We start from the raw sequence: 16,157 nt of genomic DNA on the forward strand, positions 1-16,157 counted from the left end.
CACACCGCGAGCCCCGGCCGGCGGCCTCCCCCGGAGGGAAATGTGTTGCGGGTGGGGGGTGGGGTGGGCAGGGTTGGGGGATGGGTGATGGGCTCGTTGGGGCTGTTTACGGTGGGGATGTTCGGGGCGTGGCGGGGTTGCTGGAGGGTGGGGCTCGGGTCGATGCCGTTGATGAGGACGGGCGGACCGCTCTGTATGTCGCGTCCGTGCAGGGCGAGGCCGCCATCGTGCGGCTGCTGCTCGCCGGCGGTGCCGATCCCGGTCGGCTGAGCGCCGACGCCGACCTCCCGCTCTGTGCCGCCGCCTGCGGCGGATACGCCGAGGTCGTACGCGCCCTGCTCGGCGCCGGTGCCCTGCCCGACCTGCGGGAGGAATTCGGGTTCACGGCGCTGACCTGGGCGGTCCGCTGGGGTCACGGTGAGACGGTCGAGGTTCTGCTGGACGGCGGTGCCGACCCGGACCTGCCGGGACCGGACGGCGTACCGCCCCTCGTGGCGGCGGCCCGACGCGGCGCCCCGGCGAGTGTGCGGGCGCTCCTCGCGCACGGCGCCCGTGACATCACCGCCGCCCTCGCCGAGGCCCGTACCTGGCGGAACCGGGACGTCGAGGCGGAATTGCGCGCGGGACTCGCCGAGACCTATGGGCGGGACCAGGAGACGCGGACCACCCGTGCGCGGCATGACGACGGTACCGAGACCATCACCGTCGACGTCCTCCGGAACGGCACCCCCTCCGCCGGCAACAGCCAGGAGAACGGTCACGCGGCGATCGTCGCCCTGCTGGAGGCGGCGGCGTCCGGCACCGATTGACGTACACCCCGATCAGTCCCCCGCCCCGTACACCGCCCCCGGCGCCTCCGCCCGCGTCAGCAGTTCACGGGCCGCTTCGCCCGCCTCCGCCGGGGTCCAGCGTGCGCCCTTGTCGACGGTCGGGCCGGGGCGCCAGCCCTCCATGACGGTGATGCGGCCCGCCTCGGTCTCGAAGACGCGGCCGGTGACCCCGTCGCTGGCGGCGGCGCCCAGCCAGACGACCAGCGGGGACACGTTGTCGGGGGCCATCGCGTCGAAGGCGCCCGCGCCGGGCGCGGCCATCGTCCCGGCGAAGGTCCGCTCGGTCATACGGGTGCGTGCCGCGGGGGCGATGGCGTTGACCTGGACCCCGTACCGGGCGAGTTCCGCCGCCGCGACCAGTGTGAGGCCGATGATGCCGGCCTTCGCGGCGCTGTAGTTGCCCTGCCCCACGGACCCCAACAGGCCAGCTCCGGAACTGGTGTTGACGACCCGGGCCACGGGTGTGCGGCCCGCTTTGGTCTCCGCCCGCCAGTGCGCCGCCGCGTGTTTCAACGGCAGGAAGTGGCCCTTGAGGTGGACCCGGATCACGGCGTCCCACTCGTCCTCGTCGAGGTTCACGAGCATCCGGTCCCGTAGGAAACCGGCGTTGTTCACCAGGGTGTCCAGGCGGCCGAAGGTGTCCAGGGCCGCCGCGACCAGGGACGCGGCGCCGGCCGTGGTCGCGATGTCCCCGCCGTGGGCCACCGCGCTGCCGCCCAGCGCACGGATCTCCGCCACCACGAGGTCCGCCGGACCCGCCTCCGTGCCGTCGGGTGAGCCGTCGAGCGTGACCCCGAGGTCGTTGACGACGACGTGCGCGCCCTCGGCGGCGAACGCCAGCGCATGGGCGCGTCCCAGCCCCCGCCCGGCCCCGGTGACCACGACCACCCGCCCCGCGCACAGCCCGCCCCGGTCCGCCCCGTCCACCGATATGTCCGTCACGTCAACTCCCCTTTCCCGTAAGCCTCTTCAGCCTCTTCCGCCTTGTTCACCGTCGCCGCGTCCAGGAACGCCGGCCGTTCGCCGCCCCCGTGCACCAACAGGCTCGCCCCGCTGATGTACGCGGCCCGGGGCGACGCCAGGAACACCGCCGCGTCGCCGATCTCGTCCGGTTCGGCGAGGCGGCCCAGCGGTACCGTGCGGCCCACCGAGGCCACGCCGTCCTCGTCGCCGTAGTGCAGATGGGCGAGTTCGGTGCGGACCATGCCGAGGACCAGCGTGTTGACGCGGACCTCGGGCGCCCACTCCACGGCCATCGAGCGGGCGAGGTTGTCCAGGCCCGCCTTGGCCGCGCCGTAGGCCGCCGAACCGGGTGAGGCCCGGGTCCCGCTGACGCTGCCGATCATCACCACCGAGCCCCGCGCGGCCCGCAGTTGGGGATACGCGGCGACGCTCGCCGTCAGCGGCGCGGTGAGGTTGAGCGCGAGGACCCGGGCGTGCCGAGCGGCGCCGCCCACGGCGAGCGGCCGGTAGGGGCCGCCGCCCGCGTTGTTGACCAGTACGTCAAGTCGCCCGTGCGCGGCGGCGATCGAGGGGAAGAAGGCGTCCACGGCGTCCGTGTCCCGCAGGTCCAGGGCGCGGAACTCGGCCGTACGGCCCCCGGCGGTCACCGGCCGGTCCGGTGAGCGGCGGGCGCAGACGACGACGTGCGCGCCGGCCGCGAGGAACGCCCGTGCGATGCCGGCGCCGACCCCGCGTGTGCCGCCCGTGACGACGGCGACCCTCCCCTTCAGTTCCATGCGGTGCTACCTTCCCTACCTGACGAATCACCTAACAAATGTTTGGTGGAAAGGTAGCTGATCCGCTCATGGGTGTCTCCACCACCGGCCCGGAAAAGGGCGTTTCCTTCGTGACCGTCGACCATCCACCTGTCAACGCCCTTCCCGTGCAGGGCTGGTACGACCTGGCGGACGCCGTGCGCGCGGCGGGCCGGGACCCCGAGGTCCGCTGTGTCGTGCTGACCGCCGAGGGGCGCGGCTTCAACGCGGGCGTCGACATCAAGGAGCTGCGGGACGATCCGGGCCACGACGCGTTGATCGGCGCCAACCGGGGCTGTTTCGAGGCGTTCGCGGCGGTCTACGAGTGCGAGGTCCCGGTCGTCGCGGCGGTAGGCGGGTTCTGTCTCGGCGGCGGGGTCGGTCTGGTCGGCAACGCGGACGCGATCGTGGCGTCGGACGACGCGACCTTCGGGTTGCCGGAGCTGGACCGGGGCGCGCTCGGTGCGGCCACGCATCTGGCCCGGCTGGTCCCGCAGCATCTGATGCGGACGCTGTACTACACGTCCCGTACCGTCACGGCCGCCGAGCTGCATGCCCACGGTTCCGTGTGGCGGGTCGTACCGCGTGCCGAACTGCTGGACGCTGCACGGGAGTTGGCGTACGAGATCGCCGCGAAGGACGGGCGGCTGATCCGGCTGGCGAAGGCCGCGATCAACGGTATTGACCCGGTCGACGTGCGTCGCAGTTACCGGTTCGAGCAGGGGTTCACCTTCGAGGCGGGACTCAGCGGTGTCGCCGCCCGGGTGCGGGACACCTTCGGGGCGCCCGACAAAAGCCCTGCCGAAAGCCCTGACGAAGGTCCCGGCGAAGGCCCCACCGAGAGCCCCAACGAGAGGAAGGAGGGCGGGTCGTCATGAGCGACAAGACCATGTCCCCGTCCGATGTCGTCTCCCGGCTGCGTAGCGGGATGACGATCGGGATCGGCGGCTGGGGGTCGCGGCGCAAGCCGATGGCGCTGGTCCGGGCGATCCTCGCGTCGGATCTGACGGATCTGACGGTGATCTCGTACGGCGGTCCTGATGTCGGGCTGCTCGCGGCGGCGGGGCGGATCCGCAAGCTGGTCGCGGCCTTTGTGACGCTGGACTCGATCCCGCTGGAGCCTCGCTATCGGGCGGCGCGTGAGAGCGGTGCGTTCGAGCTGACGGAGGTGGACGAGGCGATGTTCATGTGGGGGCTGCGCGCCGCCGCGCACCGGCTCCCCTTCCTGCCGGTCCGCGCGGGCATCGGCTCGGACGTGATGCGGGTCAACCCCGGTCTGCGGACGGTGACTTCGCCGTACGAGGACGGTGAGGAGCTGGTCGCGATGCCGGCGCTGCGGATGGACGCGGCGCTGGTGCATCTCAATCGCGCCGACCGGCTCGGCAACGGTCAGTATCTGGGGCCCGACCCGTACTTCGACGACCTGTTCTGCGAGGCCGCCGACACCGCGTACATGTCCTGCGAGCGGATCGTGGACACGGCGGAACTGTCGAAGGCGGGTCCGCCGCAGAGTCTGCTGGTCAAGCGGCACACGGTGACGGGGGTGGTCGAGACCCCGAACGGCGCGCACTTCACGTCCTGCGCCCCCGACTACGACCGCGACGAGCCCTTCCAGCGGCTGTACGCGAGCACGCCCTGGGCGGAGTTCGCCGACCGTTTCCTGCGGGGCGACGAGCGCGCGTACCAGTCCGCCGTCCAGTCCTGGCACGAGGAGTCTCAATGACGAACGGTGCCGTGACCCGGGCCGAGTACTGCGTGATCGCCTGCGCCGAGGCATGGCGCGGCGGCGGGGAGATCCTGGCGAGCCCGATGGGCCTGATCCCGTCGGTGGGGGCGCGTCTGGCCCGGCGGACGTTCGCGCCGGATCTGCTGCTCACGGACGGTGAGGCGATGCTCGTCGGCGCGGACGGGGAGTGCGAGGGGTGGCTTCCGTACCGGCAGCATCTGGCGCTGGTGACCGGTGGGCGGCGGCACGTGATGATGGGCGCGAGCCAGATCGACCGGTACGGCAACCAGAACATCTCCTGTATCGGCGACTGGCAGCGGCCGACCCGCCAACTCCTCGGGGTGCGTGGCGCGCCGGTCAACACCCTGAACAATCCGACGAGTTACTGGGTGCCGAAGCATTCGCGGCGGGTCTTCGTGGAGCGGGTCGACATGGTGTGCGGGGTCGGGTACGACCGTGCGGCGGCGGCCAGCCCTTCGGCGACCCGTTTCCACCGGATCCCCCGGGTCGTGTCGAACCTGGGTGTCTTCGACTTCGCGGCCCCGGACCACGCGATGCGCTTGGCGTCGCTGCATCCGGGGGTGACGGTGGAGGAGGTCCGCGCGGCGACGGCGTTCCCCTTGGTGGTTCCGGACGGCGTCCCGTACACGCGGGAGCCGACCGCCGGTGAACTGGCGCTCATCCGGGAGGAGTTGGACCCGAAGGGGCTGCGGAACCGGGAGGTCGGGGGGTGAGCGGGGACGGTGTGCTGGACACGGTGCTGACGCGGCTTGTCGGGGTCCGGCATCCGATCGTCCAGACCGGGATGGGCTGGGTGTCGGGCCCCCGTCTGGTGTCGGCGACCGCGAACGCGGGGGCGCTGGGCATCCTGGCGTCGGCGACCATGAGCCCGGACGAACTGCGCGCGGCGGTACGGAAGGTCAGGTCCCGTACGGACGCGCCGTTCGGGGTGAATCTGCGGGCGGACGCGGGGGACGCGCGGGAGCGGGTGCGGATCGTGGTCGAGGAGGGCGTGCGGGTCGCGTCCTTCGCGCTGGCGCCTTCACGGGAGCTGATCGCCGAACTGAAGGACGCGGGTGTGGTCGTCGTCCCGTCGATCGGGGCGCGGCGGCATGCCGAGAAGGTCGCCGCGTGGGGCGCGGACGCGGTCCTTGTGCAGGGCGGTGAGGGCGGCGGCCACACCGGCGAGGTGGCGACGACGGTGCTGTTGCCGCAGGTGGTCGACGCGGTGGACATCCCGGTGATCGCGGCGGGCGGCTTCCACGACGGCCGGGGTCTGGTGGCGGCGCTGGCGTACGGTGCGGCGGGGATCGCGATGGGGACGCGGTTCCTGCTGACGTCGGACTCGGCGGTGCCGGACGCGGTGAAGGCGGCGTATCTGGCGGCGACGGTGCGGGATGTGACGGTGACGACGGCGGTGGACGGCATGCCGCACCGGATGCTCCGGTCCGATCTGGTGCGCTCCCTCGAACAGGCGGGCAGGGTACGGACGTTGGCGCGGGCGGTGCGGCATGCGGCGGGCTTCCGGAAGCTGTCGGGGCTGAGCTGGCCCCGGCTGGTGCGGGACGGTCTGGCGATGCGGCACGGCCGCGAACTGACCTGGAGTCAGGTCCTGTTGGCCGCGAACACGCCGATGCTGCTGCGGGCGTCGATGGTGGAGGGCCGGACGGACCTGGGTGTCATGGCCGCGGGGCAGGTGGCGGGCGTGATCGATGACCTGCCGAGCTGCGAGGAGCTGATCACCCGGATCGTGCGGGAGGCCACGGACGTACTCCACCGGCTTCCGGCGCCCTAGTCCGACGCGGTGGCGCGTGGTGCCGGGGCGATCGTGAGGAACACCAGGACGGCCGTGCGGACGATCATTCCGCCCAGGAGTGCCGGGACGAAACCGTCGACATCGACGCCGCCGCCCATGGTGCCCGCCAGCCAGGACACGAGCAGCCACAGGAGTGTGTCCTGCACGAAGCCGATCAGGGCGAGGACCACCACCATGAGCGGCGGGGCGGTTCTGATGGATTCCGGGTAGCTGTAGATCAGTTGGTTGGCGGCCACGAAGACGGCGACGGCGAAGAAGAGCGACACGGCCTTGGACATCTGTCCCTCGACGGCTATCCCGGGCAGGACGGCGACGGCGACGCAGACCCCGGCCGCGGTGCCCAGGAGGCGCTGCGGCTTGTTCGATGGAGTTCGGTTTCCCATGGCAGCATTTTGACACCAGACTCACCCTGCTTGCCTGTGAATTCGGTTCACAGATTCGCAACAGTCCGGGACCGGCCGGCACGCGTAGCAGAATGCCTGCCATGACCACCGACACGAGCGCCGCGGCCGACCCCGGACTCCCCCGCGCCCTCTGGACCCTCTTCGAACCCGTGCACGCCGTCACCTACTTCGCGCCCGAGGCCGCCGCCGCGTTCGAGGGTGCCGGGCTGCGGGGCTTCTGGCGTGGGTACTTCGCGGGGCGGGCCGCGCCCTTCGGGGCGGTGGGGGCGCCGCAGGTCACGGCGGCGTTCTTCTCCTTCGCGCCGTCGATGGTGGCGCGGGCGCTGCCGTCCGTATGGGAGCTGACCGACCCCGAAGGCGCCCTGGAGGCGCGGCGCACCGGTGCGCGGGACGCCCTGCGCCGCCTGCTCGCGGGCCTGGACGCCGAGGTCGAACGCGCCGCCGCGCTGCTGGCCCCGTACGCCACCGGCCTCGACAGCGCGGGCCGCGTCCTCGCCGGGGCGAACGCCGCGCTGCCCGTCCCCGGCGCACCCCTCGACCTGCTCTGGCACAGCACGACGCTGCTGCGTGAGCACCGGGGCGACGGCCATGTCGCGGCGCTGGTCGCGGCCGGCCTCGACGGCTGCGAGACCCTGGCCCTGCGCGCCGGAACGGACCTTCCGCGTACGGAACTTCAGCCGTACCGGGGCTGGACCCACGAGGAGTGGGACGCGGCGGCCGGACGGCTGACGGACCGGGGGCTGCTCACCGGGGACGGCCGGGCGACCCCGGCCGGACGCGATCTGCTCGCCGGGGTGGAGCGCGCCACGGAACGCGCGGCGGCCCGCGCCTGGCCCGGACTCGACCCGGAGGCGGCGGCCGAACTCCGGTCCACGCTCGCCCCGTTGGCCCGAGCCGCCGCCCGCACCCTCCGCTTCCCGAACCCGATCGGCGTACCGAGCCCGCAGGACTGACCGCCTCGGCCACCGGGGGGACTACAGCCGTTCCACGATGGTCACATTGGCCTGGCCGCCGCCCTCGCACATCGTCTGGAGCCCGAACCGGCCGCCCGTGCGCTCCAGTTCGTGCAGCAGGGTCGTCATCAGCTTCGCTCCGGTCGCGCCGAGCGGGTGGCCGAGGGCGATGGCCCCGCCGTTGACATTGACCCGGTCGGGGTCCGCGCCGGTCTCCTTCAGCCAGGCGAGGACGACGGGCGCGAACGCCTCGTTGATCTCGACCAGGTCCATGTCGCCGATGCCCATGCCGGTCTTCTTCAGCGCGTGCGCGGTCGCCGGTATCGGCGCGGACAGCATCCGGATGGGGTCCTCGGCGCGTACGGAGAGATGGTGGATGCGGGCGCGGGGCGTCAACCCGTGTTCGCGTAGGGCCCGTTCGGAGGCGATGAGCAGTGCGGCGGCGCCGTCCGACACCTGCGAGGAGCAGGCCGCCGTGATGGTGCCGCCGGGCATCACCGGCTTCAGGCCCGCCATCTTCTCCAGCGAGGTGTCACGGCGCGGCCCCTCGTCCAGGGACACGTCACCGTAGGCGACGGTCTCGCGTGCGAAGCGCCCCTCGTCGATGGCGTGGATCGCCCGCTGGTGCGACCGCAGCGCCCACTCCTCCTGGTCGCGCCGGGAGATGCCCCACTTGGTCGCGATGAGTTCGGCGCCGTGGAACTGGTTCACCGGCTGGTCCCCGTACCGCGCCCGCCAGCCCTCGCTGCCCGCGTAGGGACCCTCGGTGAGCCCCAGCGGCTCGGCGGCCTGCCGGGACGCGAAGGCGATGGGGATCATGGACATGTTCTGGGTGCCGCCCGCGACGACCAGGTCCTGGGTGCCCGACAGGACGCCCTGCGCGGCGAAATGGACGGCCTGCTGCGACGATCCGCACTGCCGGTCGATCGTGACGCCCGGTACCTCGTCGGGCAGTCCGGCCGCGAGCCAGGAGGTGCGGGCGATGTCCCCGGCCTGCGGCCCGACCGTGTCGAGACAACCGAAGACGACGTCCTCTACGGCGGCCGGGTCGACGCCGGACCGCTCGACAAGGGCCGTCAGGACGTGCGCTCCCAGGTCGGCGGGGTGCGCGGCGGCGAGTCCGCCCCTGCGCCGCCCGACGGGTGTGCGGACCGCTTCGACTATGTACGCCTCGGCCATGACCGATCCTCCGCTTCATGCGCGTCCAGCGCGCTGCCGGTGGTGCTCAAGTCGTTCTCAGCGTGTGCTCGGTTCTCGTGTTCAGGTCTCCCGTACGGCGATGCCGTCCAGGACCATCGACAGGTACTGGCGGGCGATCTCCTCGGGGCTGTGGTGCCCGCCCGGCCGGTACCAGGACGCGGCGACCCATACGGTGTCGCGCACGAAGCGGTAGGTCAGACGGATGTCGAGGTCCTTACGGAAGGTGCCGTCCACGACCCCGCGCTCCAGCGTGCCCAGCCAAGCCTTCTCGAACTTCTGCTGGGAGTCGGCGAGGTACTGGAAGCGGGGCTGCGTGGACAGGTGCCGTGCCTCCTTCTGGTAGATCGCGACGGCGGCGAGCTGCCGGTCGATCTCCCGGAACGACTCGGTGACCAGCGCCTCGATGGTGGCGCGCGGCCCGAGCCCGGCGGCGAGCACGGCGTCGTAGCGGCCCCACAGCTCGTCCAGGAAGGTCGACAGGATCTCGTCGACCATCGATTCCTTGGAGTCGAAGTGGTAGTAGAGACTGCCGGCGAGCATCCCGGCGGCGTCGGCGATCTTGCGGACGGTGGTGGCGTTGTAGCCCTGCGCGGCGAACACCTCGGCGGCGGTGTCGAGCAGTTCACGACGCCGCGCGGGCGAGGGGGTCACCGGGGGCTTCTTGGGCTGATGGTCATGGGTCCTGGGCACCCACCCATTGTCGGTCTAGGCATGTTGGTTGCTCACGGATACCGTCTCGCCCGTCATGTACGACGAGTACTCGGAGGCCAGGAAGACGATGACGTTGGCCACCTCCCACGGTTCCGCGTACCGCCCGAACGCCTCCCGTGCGGTGAGGTCGTCGAGGAGTTCGGCGGAGGTCACCTTCACCAGGTGCGGATGCATGGCGAGGCTCGGCGACACGGCGTTGACCCGCACCCCGTAGGCGGCGGCCTCGATCGCGGCGCACCGCGTGAGTGCCATGACGCCGGCCTTCGCGGCGGCGTAGTGCGCCTGTCCGGCCTGGGCACGCCAGCCGACGACGGACGCGTTGTTGACGACGACACCGCCGCGCCCGCTGTCACGGAAGCCCCGCAGAGCGGCCCGTACGCAGCGGAAGGTGCCGTTCAGGGTGACGTCGAGGACGCGTGACCACTGGTCGTCGGTCATGTCGACGAGGTCCGAAGTGCCGCCGAGTCCCGCGTTGTTGACGACGATGTCCCCTCCGCCGTGCACCCGCCCGGCCTCCGCGAACAGGGCGGTGACCTGGTCCTCGTCGGTGACGTCGCAGGGCAGCGCGGTGACACGTTCCGCGCCGAACGTGTCCGCGAGGTCCGCCCGCGTCTCCGTCAGCCGCCGCGCGTGGGCGTCGCTGATGAGGACCCGGGCGCCCTCCTCCAGGAACCGGCGGGCGGTGGCCCCGCCGATGCCGGCGCCCGCGGCGGCGGTGATGACGGCGGTGCGCCCGTCGAGGAGGCCGTGCCCGGAAACGTACGACGGCTTGTTGTCTGTCACCTCATCAGGCTAACCTACCAAACACTTGTTAGGGAACCGGTCATCGGTGGGATGAAGGGAGTGGGTGACGCGTGGATCTGGACCACACGCCGGAGGAGAACGCCTTCCGCGCACAGGCACGCGCCTGGCTGGCGGCCCATGTCCCCGCCGCACCGCTGCCCTCGCTGGAGACCGAGGACGGCTTCGCCCGGCACCGCGCGTGGGAGGCGACGCTCGCCGCGGACCGCTGGTCGGTGGTGTCCTGGCCCGAGGAGTACGGGGGCCGGGGCGCCGACATCTTCAGTTGGCTGATCTTCGAGGAGGAGTACTACGCGGCCACCGCACCGGGTCGCGTCAGCCAGAACGGCATCAACCTCCTCGCGCCGACCCTCTTCGACCACGGAACTCCCGAGCAGCGCGCCCGTGTGCTGCCGCCGATGGCGAGAGGTGAGGTGGTGTGGGCGCAGGCGTGGTCCGAGCCGGAAGCGGGCTCGGACCTCGCCTCGCTCACCTCGCGCGCGGTCCGCGTGGACGGGGGCTGGCTCCTGCACGGCCAGAAGACCTGGTCGTCACGTGCCGCCTTCGCCGATCGCGCGTTCGGCATCTTCCGTACGGATCCCGAGGCGCCGAAGCCCCATCAGGGGCTGACGTATCTGATGTTCGACCTGCGTGCGCCCGGTGTGACGGTCCGGCCGATCGGCCGTCTCGACGGGAAGCCGGCGTTCGCGGAACTCTTCCTCGACGGTGTCTTCGTGCCCGACGAGGACGTGATCGGGCAGCCGGGCCAGGGCTGGCGGATCGCGATGTCGGCGACGGGGAACGAGCGGGGCCTGACGCTGCGTTCGCCGGGCCGGTTCCTCGCGGCGGCGGACCGGCTGACGGCGCTGTGGCGGGACCGGGGCCGCGATCCGGCGCTGCGGGACCGGGTCGCGGACGCGCGGATGGGGGCCCGTGCCTACCAGCTCTTCACCCGGGCCGCCGCGTCCCGCTTCGCCGCCGGTGAGCCGATGGGCGCGGAGTCGAGCCTGAACAAGGTGTTCTGGTCCGAGTACGACATCGCGCTGCACGAGACGGCGCTCGATCTGCTGGGCCCGGAGGCCGAGGTGGCGGACGGCGGCGACGGTTGGGCGGAGGGGTATGTGTTCTCTCTCGCGGGACCGATCTACGCCGGTACGAACGAGATCCAGCGCGACATCATCGCCGAGCGGCTGCTCGGCCTGCCGAAGGGGCGCCGCTGATGGGGTTCCTGCCGACGCCGGAGCAGCGGGAGTTCGGGCGAACCTTGGACCGGATGCTGACGGCGGCCGACACCCCGGGTGCGGTACGGGCCTGGGCGGCCGGCGACCACGGACCGGGCCGCGCCATCTGGTCCCGGCTGGCGGACGCGGGCGTGACCGGGCTCGCGGTCCCGGTGGCGTACGAGGGCGGGCTCGGGCCACTCCCGGTCGAACTGGTCATCACCTACGTGGAGTTGGGCCGTCACGCGGTACCGGGTCCGCTGGTGGAGACGGCGGTGGCGGTCTCCCTCCTGGCGCACGCGGCGCCGGACGCCTCGAAGGTGTGGCTGCCGAGGGTGGCTGTGGGCGAGGTGATGCTGTCGGTACGTCCGCCGGGGTCGCCGTTCGCGCTGGACGCGGACGCGGTGGACGTGGTGCTGACGGTCGAGGGTGACGCCCTGCGGATCGCGCCGGGACACGGCCCGATGGAAGCGTCCGCCGACCCGGCACGGAGGCTGTACCGGGTGCCGGAGGGCGGCGAACTGCTGGCGCGCGGCGGGGACATGGCGGAGGCGATGTCCCGCGCCCTGACGTGGGCCCGGCTTCTGACGGCTGCTCAATCACTGGGTGTCGGGCTGGCCTTGTTGCACCGGACGGTCGAATACGCCAGGCAGCGACGGCAGTTCGGCACCGAGATCGGCTCGTTCCAGGCGGTGAAGCACCGTCTGGCGGACACCCTGCTGGCGCTGGAGTTCGCGCGCCCCCTGGCGCTGGGGGCGGCGGTGACGATGGCCCCGGCGGATGTGGCGGCGGCCAAGGCGACGGCGGGCGAGGCCGCGTACACGGCGGCCCGCACGGCACTCCAACTCCATGGCGCCATCGGCTACACGGAGGAACTGGACCTCTCCCTCTGGCTACGGAAGGCCCGCCCGCTGAGGGACGCGTGGGGCACCCCGGGCGAGTGCCGGGAAACGGTACTGCGGGACGTGTGACGCGGACCGGTTTCGGCGCGGGCTACTTCGGCTTTCGGCGGGAGCTACTTTCGCGCCGACCGCATGTGCCCGACGACCTGTCCGAGGTCATCGTCGGCCGCCGCCGGGTCCGCGAGCAGGAGATCCCGTACCGCCGCCGCGACCGGCAGTTCGGTTCCGGTGGAGGACAGGGCGAGGGACACGTCCTTCGCCGCGAGGCGCATCGGGTAGTGGGCGCACCGTGCGAACGCGCGGCCCGCGATTCCCGCCAGCGGTGACGACGCCATCGCGCCCTTCACCAACTCCTCCGGCAGACCGAGCGCGTCCGCGACGGCCATCGCCTCGGCGACCACGGCGACGCCGTTGATCACACCGTTGATGAGGACGACCTTCAGGGCCGCCCCCGTACCGACCGGGCCGGTACGCGTCACCGTGCCGAACACCTCAAGGAGCGGCAGTACCGGGTCCGCGTCGCCGCCGACGAGCAGCGAGAGTTCCCCGGACGCGGCCCGGTCGGCGCTGCCCATCACCGGTGAGTCGATCAGCGTCACACCCTCGGGCAGCAGGGCCGCGACCTCGCGCAGCGCCTCGGGACCGATCGTCGACGACTCGACCAGTCGGGTGCCGGGACGCAGCGCGGGGGCGATCGCGGTGACCACCGAGCGGACCGCCGCCGGGTCGGCGAGCATCGTGATGACGACGTCGGCGTCCCGTACCGCGTCGGCGGGCGAGTCCGCGACGCGGGCACCGCTGTCGGCGAACGGCGCCGAGCGTTCCGGGGAACGGTTCCATACGGTCAGCGGGTGGCCGGCGGCCAGTACTCGCCGTGCCATGGGCGCCCCCATGGTGCCGAGGCCGAGGAACGCCACGCGCGGGTGTCCCGCCTTCTGGTCTTCGCTGTCCGTGTTCACGCTCTCCACGCTAGGTACTCCCTTTGCGATGTGAAAAGCGAATGTCTAGCATGGGCTCCATGCCCATCCCGCATGACGCGCCCGGTTCCGCGCCCGGATCACGGGATTTGTCCACACCGTTGCTCCGGGTGTTCGTGGAGGTGGCCCGGCTGGGGTCCTTCACCGCCGCCGGTCCCGTGCTCGGGTACACCCAGTCGGCGATCTCCCGGCAGATCTCCGCGCTTGAGGACGAGGCCGGGACGGTGCTGTTCGACCGGTTGCCGCGCGGGGTGCGGCTCACCGAGCCGGGGCGGCGGCTGCTCGGCCACGCGGAGGCCGTACTCGACCGGCTCGACACCGCCCGCCGCGATCTGGCCGATCTGCGTGAACTGGCCACCGGACGGCTGCGCGTGGGCGCCTTCGCCACCGCCGACGCGGCCCTCGTACCGCGGGCCGTCTCGGCGTTCCGGCGCGGCTACCCGGAGGTCACGGTCACGCTCAGGGAGGGGTTCACGCCGGAACTCCTCGCCCTGCTGGCCGCCGGGGACGCCGATGTCGCCGTGGTCAGCTATCCGGGACCGCACCACATCGACGGCTTCGACCTGCGCAAGCTGTGCGACGACTACATGTACGTGGCCCTGCCCGCCGACCACCGGCTCGCCGGGGCCCGGCAGTTGCGGCTCGCCGATCTGGCCGACGAGGAGTGGATCGCGGGGAGTTCACGGCCGGAGGACACCCTGATCAGTTCCTGTCTGCGGACCGGGTTCCAGCCGCGTATCGGGTTCGTCGCGCGGGACTGGATGGCCAAGCAGGGCTTCGTCGCCGCCGGGGTCGGCATCACCCTGGTCCCCTCGCTCGCGGCCGACGCCGTGCGCCCCGACATCGCGCTGGCACTGCTGCACCCCGACGACATCCCGCCCCGCCAGGTGTACGCGGCCACGGCGAGCGGCTTCACACCCTCGCCGGCGACCCGGGAGTTCCTGGCACTCCTGGGCCGCCGACCCCACGGACCGGGCGGCCGGCGACCCCAGAGCTGACGCCTGACGGAGGCTCAGGCGGACAGGCGCGCCTACAGACTCAGGCGTACAGGCTCTCGCCCGTCTCCAGCAGCGACTTGAGGTCGCTGAGCGTCTCCGGCCAGCCGCCGCCGGCGCCCTCGGCCTCGCCCGCGACCTGCGCACCGGTCTGCGGCGCGTCCCGCACGTCGTGGGTCAGGGTCAGCGAGCACACACCGTTCTCGCCCTCCTTGATCTCGTAGGTGAGCTTGGTGAAGGGCTCGTCCAGCCAGGTCGGCCGCCAGGTCTGCACCAGTCGGCTCGGCGGGTCGACCTCGACGACCTCGCCCTCGACCATGCAGGCGTCGGCGTCCATACCGGGCATACCGTCACCGGCGAGGGCGCGGAAGGTGCCACCGGGGCGCAGGTCGTACTCGGACACGGCGCGGTATCCGTAGCGGCGCGTCCACTCCGGGTCGGTGATCGCGGTCCAGATCTGCTGCGGGGTCGCCTTGATGTAGACGCGGTGCACCTGCACGGTCGTCCCGGTCTTCTCGGTGGTCGTCATGGCTGTCTCCAACTCGTTCTTCAAGTCGACGAGGGCCGATACCTGAGGCTCGGTGTACTTGTCGATCCAGCGGTCGTGGATGAGCCGGATGGGCACCGCGTTGAGGAAGTGCAGCTTCTCCCGGCCTGATTTTCGGGCGATGACGAGCCCGGCCTCCTCAAGGAGCCGCAGATGCTTCATCACACCGAATCTCGTCATGTCGACATCGGATTCGAGGTCGGTGAGCGTCCGTCCGTCCCGCTCGAAGAGTCGGTCGAGCAGCAGCCTGCGGGTCGGGTCGGACAACGCCTTGAACACGCGGTCGTCATCGGTCACACCACAAAAGATAGGTGACCAGATGGTCACATGTCAATGAATCGAGCCCGCCGGAGCCCTGGAACCGAGCCCGCCGAAGGCCCCCGTATCCTGCCGAAATGAAACGTCCCGGACTGCTGCTTCTCCTTGTCGCGCCGCTGGCCACGGCGGGTGTGTTCCTGTACTCGGCGGTCGCGGACTCCGGGGCCCAAGGGTCGGAAAGCGGAGGAAAGGCATCCGCGGAGCCGACCGCGACGAACGGCGCCGACGAGCGGACGGCGACCGAGAAGAAGCGGGACGACGCGTACCTCAAAACGCTTCCGCCGGGTCTCGCGGCACCCGACAAGAAGGAACTCGCGCAGCGCATCATCGCCAGCGCCGAGAACTCCTCGCTCGACTGGAAGGCGCAGTACTCCTACATAGAGGACATAGGCGACGGCCAGGGCTACACCGCGGGCATCATCGGCTTCTGCACCGGCACGCATGACCTGGTAGCCATGGTCGAGCGCTATACGAAGGCCCACCCGGACAACGGCCTTGCCCGCTATCTCCCCGCCCTGCGCGCGGTAGACGGCACCCCGTCACACCAGGGCCTCGACCCCGGATTCACCGCCGCCTGGAAGAAGGAGGCCGAGGTACCCGCCTTCCGCGCGGCCCAGAACGCCGAGCGTGACCGCTTCTACTTCAACCCGGCGGTCCGCCTCGCGAAACTCGACGGCCTGGGCACACTGGGCCAGTTCATCTACTACGACGCCATGGTCCTGCACGGCCCCGGCACGGAACCCGACGGCTTCTACGGCCTGCGCGAAGCCGCCATGGCCGAGGCCGACACCCCGGCACAGGGCGGCACGGAGAAGAACTACCTCGACATCTTCCTGGACATCCGCCGCACGGCGATGAGGTCCGACAAGAGCCACCAGGACACCACCCGCATCGACACGGCCCAGCGCCAGTTCCTCTACGACGGCAACCTCACCCTGCGCACCCCGCTGGAGTGGAAGGTCTACGGCGAAACCTTCCGCGTGGACCACGTCAACTGACACATCCCGCCGAGGCCCCCACA

General features: G+C 71.7%; 18 protein-coding genes. 10 read left to right on the plus strand and 8 right to left on the minus strand.

Going from position 1 to position 16,157, the window contains the following annotated elements; all coding sequences use genetic code 11:
• Positions 1-80: 80 nt before the first annotated feature.
• Positions 81-809: an ankyrin repeat domain-containing protein gene (locus ACFVT5_RS23995; RefSeq protein ID WP_389891499.1), complete on the plus strand. Its 729-nt coding sequence runs from the start codon at positions 81-83 to the stop codon at positions 807-809.
• A gap of 12 nt (positions 810-821) precedes the next feature.
• Here ACFVT5_RS23995 and ACFVT5_RS24000 read toward each other — a convergent pair whose 3' ends face one another.
• Complete coding sequence (locus ACFVT5_RS24000) at positions 822-1,772, minus strand: SDR family oxidoreductase (RefSeq protein WP_389891502.1); 951 nt, start codon at positions 1,770-1,772, stop codon at positions 822-824.
• On the minus strand, positions 1,769-2,569 hold the full coding sequence (locus ACFVT5_RS24005) for an SDR family oxidoreductase (protein WP_389891505.1): 801 nt from the start codon (positions 2,567-2,569) through the stop codon (positions 1,769-1,771). The genes ACFVT5_RS24000 and ACFVT5_RS24005 overlap by 4 nt, the downstream gene beginning before the upstream one ends.
• A 68-nt stretch (positions 2,570-2,637) precedes the next feature.
• Between ACFVT5_RS24005 and ACFVT5_RS24010 the strand changes: the two genes are divergently transcribed.
• From ACFVT5_RS24010 to ACFVT5_RS24025, 4 genes are read left to right on the plus strand one after another with little or no spacing between them, the layout of a single operon-like run.
• Positions 2,638-3,465: an enoyl-CoA hydratase family protein gene (locus tag ACFVT5_RS24010; RefSeq protein ID WP_389891507.1), complete on the plus strand. Its 828-nt coding sequence runs from the start codon at positions 2,638-2,640 to the stop codon at positions 3,463-3,465.
• Positions 3,462-4,310 carry a CoA transferase subunit A gene (locus tag ACFVT5_RS24015; protein ID WP_389891510.1) on the plus strand — a complete coding sequence of 283 codons (849 nt, stop codon included), beginning with the start codon at positions 3,462-3,464 and terminating at the stop codon, positions 4,308-4,310. Before ACFVT5_RS24010 ends, ACFVT5_RS24015 begins: the two co-directional genes overlap by 4 nt.
• Positions 4,307-5,047, plus strand: a complete 741-nt coding sequence (locus ACFVT5_RS24020; protein ID WP_389891513.1) for a CoA-transferase subunit beta — start codon at positions 4,307-4,309, stop codon at positions 5,045-5,047. The genes ACFVT5_RS24015 and ACFVT5_RS24020 overlap by 4 nt, the downstream gene beginning before the upstream one ends.
• A gap of 14 nt (positions 5,048-5,061) precedes the next feature.
• Positions 5,062-6,108 (plus strand): NAD(P)H-dependent flavin oxidoreductase, encoded by a 1,047-nt coding sequence (locus ACFVT5_RS24025; protein WP_389891948.1) that lies wholly within the window; start codon positions 5,062-5,064, stop codon positions 6,106-6,108.
• Here ACFVT5_RS24025 and ACFVT5_RS24030 read toward each other — a convergent pair.
• Positions 6,105-6,512: a phage holin family protein gene (locus tag ACFVT5_RS24030; protein WP_389891516.1), complete on the minus strand. Its 408-nt coding sequence runs from the start codon at positions 6,510-6,512 to the stop codon at positions 6,105-6,107. The genes ACFVT5_RS24025 and ACFVT5_RS24030 overlap by 4 nt on opposite strands.
• A 101-nt stretch (positions 6,513-6,613) precedes the next feature.
• Between ACFVT5_RS24030 and ACFVT5_RS24035 the strand changes: the two genes are divergently transcribed.
• Positions 6,614-7,486 (plus strand): hypothetical protein, encoded by an 873-nt coding sequence (locus ACFVT5_RS24035; RefSeq protein ID WP_389891519.1) that lies wholly within the window; start codon positions 6,614-6,616, stop codon positions 7,484-7,486.
• Between the two features lie 21 nt (positions 7,487-7,507).
• On the opposite strand, the gene ACFVT5_RS24040 is transcribed toward ACFVT5_RS24035, so the two are convergent.
• The 3 genes from ACFVT5_RS24040 to ACFVT5_RS24050 all read right to left on the minus strand — a co-directional run bounded on the left by ACFVT5_RS24040 (position 7,508) and on the right by ACFVT5_RS24050 (position 10,180).
• Positions 7,508-8,665 (minus strand): acetyl-CoA C-acetyltransferase, encoded by a 1,158-nt coding sequence (locus ACFVT5_RS24040; protein WP_389891522.1) that lies wholly within the window; start codon positions 8,663-8,665, stop codon positions 7,508-7,510.
• Between the two features lie 81 nt (positions 8,666-8,746).
• Positions 8,747-9,337, minus strand: coding sequence for a TetR/AcrR family transcriptional regulator (locus ACFVT5_RS24045; protein WP_389891951.1), 591 nt, complete (start codon positions 9,335-9,337; stop codon positions 8,747-8,749).
• 54 nt (positions 9,338-9,391) lie between these two features.
• Positions 9,392-10,180 (minus strand): SDR family oxidoreductase, encoded by a 789-nt coding sequence (locus ACFVT5_RS24050; RefSeq protein WP_389891524.1) that lies wholly within the window; start codon positions 10,178-10,180, stop codon positions 9,392-9,394.
• 71 nt (positions 10,181-10,251) lie between these two features.
• Between ACFVT5_RS24050 and ACFVT5_RS24055 the strand changes: the two genes are divergently transcribed.
• Together ACFVT5_RS24055 and ACFVT5_RS24060 are read left to right on the plus strand one after the other, a co-directional pair.
• On the plus strand, positions 10,252-11,397 hold the full coding sequence (locus ACFVT5_RS24055; protein WP_389891527.1) for an acyl-CoA dehydrogenase family protein: 1,146 nt from the start codon (positions 10,252-10,254) through the stop codon (positions 11,395-11,397).
• Entirely contained in the window at positions 11,397-12,368 is a 972-nt protein-coding gene (locus ACFVT5_RS24060) for an acyl-CoA dehydrogenase family protein (RefSeq protein WP_389891530.1), read from the plus strand. The genes ACFVT5_RS24055 and ACFVT5_RS24060 overlap by 1 nt, the downstream gene beginning before the upstream one ends.
• Before the next feature lie 44 nt (positions 12,369-12,412).
• Here ACFVT5_RS24060 and ACFVT5_RS24065 read toward each other — a convergent pair whose 3' ends face one another.
• Positions 12,413-13,258 carry an NAD(P)-dependent oxidoreductase gene (locus ACFVT5_RS24065; RefSeq protein WP_389891533.1) on the minus strand — a complete coding sequence of 282 codons (846 nt, stop codon included), beginning with the start codon at positions 13,256-13,258 and terminating at the stop codon, positions 12,413-12,415.
• A gap of 59 nt (positions 13,259-13,317) precedes the next feature.
• On the opposite strand from ACFVT5_RS24065, the gene ACFVT5_RS24070 reads away from it, so the two are divergent.
• On the plus strand, positions 13,318-14,274 hold the full coding sequence (locus ACFVT5_RS24070; RefSeq protein ID WP_389891536.1) for a LysR family transcriptional regulator: 957 nt from the start codon (positions 13,318-13,320) through the stop codon (positions 14,272-14,274).
• Positions 14,275-14,314: 40 nt separating this feature from the next.
• On the opposite strand, the gene ACFVT5_RS24075 is transcribed toward ACFVT5_RS24070, so the two are convergent.
• Positions 14,315-15,115, minus strand: a complete 801-nt coding sequence (locus tag ACFVT5_RS24075; protein WP_389891539.1) for an SRPBCC domain-containing protein — start codon at positions 15,113-15,115, stop codon at positions 14,315-14,317.
• Between the two features lie 98 nt (positions 15,116-15,213).
• On the opposite strand from ACFVT5_RS24075, the gene ACFVT5_RS24080 reads away from it, so the two are divergent.
• On the plus strand, positions 15,214-16,134 hold the full coding sequence (locus ACFVT5_RS24080) for a chitosanase (protein ID WP_389891542.1): 921 nt from the start codon (positions 15,214-15,216) through the stop codon (positions 16,132-16,134).
• Positions 16,135-16,157: the final 23 nt, after the last annotated feature.

Origin of the sequence: Streptomyces sp. NPDC058001 (genome assembly GCF_042886315.1) — a bacterium.
Taxonomy (GTDB): domain Bacteria; phylum Actinomycetota; class Actinomycetes; order Streptomycetales; family Streptomycetaceae; genus Streptomyces.